The sequence below is a fragment of the Eggerthella sp. genome (assembly GCF_048329335.1).
Lineage (GTDB): Bacteria > Actinomycetota > Coriobacteriia > Coriobacteriales > Eggerthellaceae > Eggerthella > Eggerthella lenta.
This window is the reverse complement of record NZ_DBFEGU010000090.1, coordinates 1-1,111: the sequence shown is the minus strand read 5'-3', so window position 1 is coordinate 1,111 and position 1,111 is coordinate 1. Positions and strand designations below refer to the sequence as shown.

General features: G+C 63.3%; 2 protein-coding genes. One reads left to right on the top strand and one right to left on the bottom strand.

The annotated features are described in order from the left end of the window. The coding region (locus ACMO6A_RS02865; RefSeq protein WP_418470751.1) for a hypothetical protein at positions 1-739 on the top strand (739 nt) is incomplete at its 5' end. A 51-nt stretch (positions 740-790) separates the two neighbouring features. Here ACMO6A_RS02865 and ACMO6A_RS02860 read toward each other — a convergent pair. After that, positions 791-1,111 (bottom strand): LacI family DNA-binding transcriptional regulator (locus tag ACMO6A_RS02860; protein WP_418470750.1); only part of this gene is annotated, 321 nt, incomplete at its 5' end.

Genomic DNA, 1,111 nt, shown 5'->3' with positions numbered 1-1,111 from the left:
GCTGGGCATCGAGATGCTCGTCTACAGCGCCAGGCCCGACGTGAAGGTGAAATTTGACTGGCTCGCCATGCTGGGTACGGCGTTCACGCTCTGCATCGTGGGCACGGCGGCACTGCTGCCCCTGGCCATCAGCGAGTGGGGCCCCGCCCGCAACTACGCCCAGACCCGCATTGAATCGCAGAAAGCGGACGCGATGTACAGCGCCCTGACCCCGAACCCAGCGCTGAAAGCCAAGACGGACTCCTTGAGCGTCGACGTCTGGTTCAACCATGACACCGACGGCGACTACACGCTGCAAAGCGGCGACGACTGCATCCTGTACGCCGCGTTGCAGGGCCCCTACGCCGATGCCGAGACGTTCGCCGCCGACTGTATGGCCGTTATGCAGCGGGCCGCAGACGCCGGTCTCGGCTTTACATGCTACCACTTTAGCGCCGATGAGGACATCGACGACGGCATCAGCTACTACCTGGACTGTGTCGCCTCCTACCCGGCGGGGCTGACCGCTGCCCAGGTGGCCCAGCGCGTGCAGACCAGCTACCACTATGACAATAACAGCTTCTCCAGCGAAGCAGACCGGGATGATTACATCCGCCGCCAGCTGCAGAATGAGATTTCCGACGAGTACGCCGACCGGCACGACGGTGCCTATCCCGACGAAAAATATCTGAACGAGGAAACCGAGCGCCGCCTTGCCGAACGAAACGGCATGGCCACGCCTGAAAGCGCACAGGCATAAACACGCATAAAAATTACCCGGAGCCCAACCAAACGGGCTCCGGGTCTGTTGTTATATGCTCTCGCCCTCGACTAGCTCAAAGGGCACGGTCTCGTGGCGGGCGGGGGCGTTTTCCTCTATGCAGCGCAGCAAAATGTCGGCGGCGCGCTCGGCAAGGACGGTGGTATTCTGCCGGATCGTCGTCAGCCGCGGCACGGTGTACCGCCCAAGCGCAATGCCGTCGTACCCGGCTACGGCAATGTCCTGCGGTACGCGCAGGCCGTGGTCCTGTATGGCCCGGATGGCTCCCACCGCCATCAGGTCCGACATGGCGAAAATCGCCGTAAGGCCGGGGCAGTGGGCCAGCAGGTGCTCGGCAGCTGCATAGCCGCC